The sequence below is a fragment of the Parafrankia soli genome (genome assembly GCF_001854695.1).
Classification (GTDB): domain Bacteria; phylum Actinomycetota; class Actinomycetes; order Frankiales; family Frankiaceae; genus Parafrankia; species Parafrankia soli.
This window is the reverse complement of record NZ_MAXA01000092.1, coordinates 1-3,758: the sequence shown is the minus strand read 5'-3', so window position 1 is coordinate 3,758 and position 3,758 is coordinate 1. Positions and strand designations below refer to the sequence as shown.

At 66.7% G+C, this 3,758-nt stretch carries 6 protein-coding genes; 3 read left to right on the top strand and 3 right to left on the bottom strand.

Annotation, left to right across the window (positions count from 1 at the left end; translation table 11 throughout):
- Positions 1 to 473 (bottom strand): SDR family NAD(P)-dependent oxidoreductase (locus tag BBK14_RS09680; protein WP_116430034.1); only part of this gene is annotated, 473 nt, incomplete at its 3' end.
- Between the two features lie 552 nt (positions 474 to 1,025).
- On the opposite strand from BBK14_RS09680, the gene BBK14_RS09675 reads away from it, so the two are divergent.
- On the top strand, positions 1,026 to 1,718 hold the full coding sequence (locus BBK14_RS09675; RefSeq protein ID WP_198541197.1) for a TetR/AcrR family transcriptional regulator: 693 nt from the start codon (positions 1,026 to 1,028) through the stop codon (positions 1,716 to 1,718).
- 460 nt (positions 1,719 to 2,178) lie between these two features.
- Here BBK14_RS09675 and BBK14_RS09670 read toward each other — a convergent pair whose 3' ends face one another.
- Entirely contained in the window at positions 2,179 to 2,409 is a 231-nt protein-coding gene (locus tag BBK14_RS09670) for an excisionase family DNA-binding protein (protein WP_083390777.1), read from the bottom strand.
- 60 nt (positions 2,410 to 2,469) lie between these two features.
- On the opposite strand from BBK14_RS09670, the gene BBK14_RS09665 reads away from it, so the two are divergent.
- Positions 2,470 to 2,808 (top strand): DUF4326 domain-containing protein, encoded by a 339-nt coding sequence (locus tag BBK14_RS09665; protein WP_071061197.1) that lies wholly within the window; start codon positions 2,470 to 2,472, stop codon positions 2,806 to 2,808.
- Between the two features lie 74 nt (positions 2,809 to 2,882).
- Here BBK14_RS09665 and BBK14_RS41240 read toward each other — a convergent pair whose 3' ends face one another.
- The gene (locus BBK14_RS41240; RefSeq protein ID WP_255565754.1) at positions 2,883 to 3,014 is read right to left on the bottom strand and encodes a hypothetical protein; all 132 of its coding nucleotides are present in this window, start codon (positions 3,012 to 3,014) and stop codon (positions 2,883 to 2,885) included.
- Positions 3,015 to 3,356: 342 nt separating this feature from the next.
- Here BBK14_RS41240 and BBK14_RS09655 point away from each other — a divergent pair, with 342 nt between their 5' ends.
- Positions 3,357 to 3,716, top strand: a complete 360-nt coding sequence (locus tag BBK14_RS09655) for an EthD domain-containing protein (protein WP_071061193.1) — start codon at positions 3,357 to 3,359, stop codon at positions 3,714 to 3,716.
- Positions 3,717 to 3,758 lie beyond the last annotated feature (42 nt).

The window sequence follows — 3,758 nt, the reverse complement described above, 5'->3', positions numbered from 1 at the left end:
TCGCTGAGTCCTTCGACGGCGTACTTACTGGCGTGGTACCACGCACCCATGGGTGTGGCGAACCGTCCACCCATGGAGCTGATGTTGATGATGGTGCCACTGCGCTGGGCACGCATGGCTGGCAGCACCAGCTGAGTCAGATGGGCCAGACCGAACAGGTTGACCTCGATCTGCGCGCGGGCCTCGCGCATCGGGACGTCTTCCAGCGCGCCGTATGAGCCGTACCCGGCGTTGTTGACAAGAACGTCAATGCGGCCTTCAGCGGCGAGGATCTCAGCGACCGCGTTCTTGGTCGAAGTCTCATCGGTGACGTCGAGCGAGAGCGTACGTACACCCGAGGCCGCCAACGCCGTCATCCGGTCGGCTCGGCGAGCAGCGCCGTAAACGATGAAGCCGGCCTCATGGAGTTGACGGGCGGTGGCCTCGCCTATGCCGGAGGAGGCGCCGGTGACCAGAGCTACCTTCTTGGTCATGTCAGTTCCTTTCGCCGTGTCGTGGTGTTGCACTCCGGCCAGGCCGGGGGCGCTGTCCGAGCAGGTACTGGCCGACACCCAATCGGGTCGGGAAGCATCTATCAGACCATCGGTCTCTACCGTAAGAGACCGATGGTCTCCAGTCAAGAGACCGCCGGTCTGTATCGCGTTGTGCAGTTCGAGGTCGGCGCCGCAGGCGGTTCCTGTCGGCCGTCGTCAGTGGCGGGACGTGGGTCCCGACTTCGGGCGCGCACCCTCGAGCCGGCTCAACCGTCGCGGGTGAACAGTGGAGAGCGCGCCCCGCGAGTGCGTTGGACGCGCGACCCGACAGGGCGCGACGCAGGGGCGAGGAGGGTTCGGCGCCGTAGCCGACGGCACAGCTGCGACGATCTTCGTGCCGCGCGCAGGGAGGGGTCCGTGCGATCGATTGCCGTTGCCCGCCAACGGGAGGTGCGCCTCCGACCGGCAGCCCTCGACCCTCGATCGGATCACCGACCCCCCGAAGAGTAAGAGACCGACGGTCTATAGTCAAGAGACCGGCGGTCTCCTAGAATGGGTGGTGTGACAGCTTTCCAACGCGCCAGGAGCGAGGAGCAGCGCACCGTGCGGCGGCAGAGCATCCTCCAGACTGCCGCCACGATGCTCGATGAGATGCCCGTCGCAGCGCTGAGCCTGAACGAGCTGAGCCGCCGCGTCGGACTGGCGAAGTCCAACGTGCTGCGCTACTTCGAGTCGCGCGAGGCCGTGCTCCTCGACCTCCTCGACCACGCCGCCGCCGAACTCCTGGCAGAGATCGACGAGGCACTACAGTCGAACGTCGACCCATCCGCCCCGCCGCACAGCAGAGCCCAATCCATGGCCAGCGCACTCGCCACCTCGTTTGCAACTCACCCGATGCTCTGCGAACTGCTCAGCGCACAGGCCGGAGTGCTGGAGCGCAACGTCTCCATCGAGGTCGCAACCCGGTACAAGCAGGGTGCACGCGACAGCCTGGTCGGACTTGCCACGCTCCTCCAACGCCTACTCCCCGAGCTCAAGGAAGAACGTTCCGCCCGAGCAGCCAGCATGATCATAATCCTCGTGGGAGCCCTGTGGACCCACAGTCATCCCGCCCCCGCCGTCCTCGCCGCCTACGACGCCGATCCGAGCCTGGCATTCATGCACGTTCCTTTCGCCGAGGCACTTGAGCAAACAGTCGCGACCTTCCTGGTCGGCATGCTGATTGAGGGCGCCCACACTCCATAACCGCTGATTCCGAAGGCAGTGTTGCGTTCGGAAGGTCGGAGAAGAGCGTGGAGTCGTTGAATGCCGGGGAGGAAGTCATTGTTGCAGGGCTTCCACTTCCACCGATACTTGCCGCAGTCAGGTGTGAAACGGGGAACTGCGCAGGAGCGCATCAGCGGCGGGACGTGCACCGGTGGCGGCGCGGCGGTGAACGCCTCGTAGGCGGCGCTTTCGCGGGCGAACCGTTCCCGCCACGGCTGTGCCTGGTCGGTGAGTACCTTCAGGACGGCCGGTTGATCCCGATAGGTGCTGGCGAGCAGAATCGCCTTCTCGGTGGCCCTTGACAGCCAGCGTCTGCCGGGGGTGGAAGTCCGGGTGGCAGTGAGCCCGGCTGTTCCCTCCCAGCAATCCGGATCAGCAGATCGCGCAACGTGTTCGGGTGGAGCACGCTGGCGTCGTAGACCACCGTGAAGGCCATCGGTCAGTACATCCCCAGCTCCTGGGTCAGCCCGGTCAGGTCGTCGGCCGCACCCCTGCGCTCCAGGTCGTCGCGGCTCCGGTACTCGTGGAGGTCACGGAACCTGACCCGCCGATGGGTACCGACCAGACAGAACAGGATCTCGCCGGACTCCAACAGCCTGATCGAATAGGGCCGGGACACGGTCAGGAAGTCAGCCGCCTGCTGTGTGGTCACCTCAGCGGAGTCGGGCATGACGTTGATGCGCTTCCCCTCCGTCAGGTACGACGTCGCGCAGCACGACCTGGAGGCAGTATGACCACCACCCCGGCCCGCATCCGGCTGTCCCGCGCCCCGGGGTGGCGCATGCCGACGGGCGCCGAGAAGGTCGACCGGACCACCCCGTGGGGTAACCCGTTCGATCACCGTGAGTGTGGCCGGGCCGACGCCATCCGGCGGTACGCCGCATGGCTCGCCGGTGAGGGACCGGACAAGCTGCCCGGGGGCCGGCGCGTGGGGATGGTCTCCCGCTCCTGGGTGCTCGACCACCTGCCCGACCTCGCCGGCCATCAGCTGGCGTGCTGGTGCCCGCTGGACGAGCCGTGTCACGCCGACGTACTCGCTCGCCTCGCCACCGAGAGTGCCGGGGCCTGACAGTCCCGGTGTGGCTGGGTGTCGGCCGCACCCCTGACCACGCTGACCGCGAAGAGGAACCCGGTCACAGCCGGCTACCCCACAGCGGGACGCAGATCGGACAGCACCCCGACCTCGATTTCGAGCATCCGGAGCCTGTCCTCGGGAAGCAGCGCGAGGATCGCCTCCACCTGCACCCGCAGGCCGGGATCGGACGTCCACCTCACCGCCGGAGGCTGGCCGGCCGTCGCTGTCGCCCGGCCTCCACGGCTTGCCGGCCGGGCCGCATACCTCGCCGTCCCTCGGTCCCGCACGAACCGCTCAGCCCGATCGTCATCGAACCTTGGAGGATCTTCGACATGAACTGATCATCCGTCAGGCCACCGCGCGCCTCGCGCCCCACCAGGTCCCAGGGGGTCACTTCTCAGGAAACTGCGACACAGGCCCTCGGCGTCATCCACGGTGGCTTCGTGGCCCGCCCGCACACACCACGCACCGTGGGGTTTCCTGCACGACGTGTACGGGGCGCTCGCGGCCGCGCTCGAACCGTCGATCTCCAGGGAGAGCGTGTGATCAAGATCGTGTCCCTCATGAGCCGCAGGCCAGGCCTCACGATGGACGAGTTCATCGCCTACTACGAGGAGAAACACGTTCCCCTGGTGAGCAGGCTGCTGCCCTTCTATTCCGACTACCGGCGCAACTTCGCGGTGGAGGGCACCGAACACCGGACCGGTCACATGGCCCCGGGTCGCGCCACGGAGCGGCTGTTCGACGTCATGACCGAGCTGACCTACGAGAGCGAGGAAATGTACCGGAAGACGGTCGACGCCCTCGCCGGCAAGGAGATCGGGCGGATCATTGCCGAGGACGAGGCCCGTTTCCTCGACCGCTCGTCCATACGCACCTACATCGTCAACGAACGCCGATAGCGACGTTTGGAGCACCCACCACATCCCCGCCGGATCGAGGTT

Excerpts from the sequence above, each read along its gene's own strand:
- BBK14_RS09675 (WP_198541197.1), top strand. The coding sequence starts at position 1,026 with ATGGGTGGTGTGACAGCTTTCCAACGCGCCAGGAGCGAGGAGCAGCGC.
- BBK14_RS09670 (WP_083390777.1), bottom strand. The coding sequence starts at position 2,409 with ATGCCCGACTCCGCTGAGGTGACCACACAGCAGGCGGCTGACTTCCTG.
- BBK14_RS09665 (WP_071061197.1), top strand. The coding sequence starts at position 2,470 with ATGACCACCACCCCGGCCCGCATCCGGCTGTCCCGCGCCCCGGGGTGG.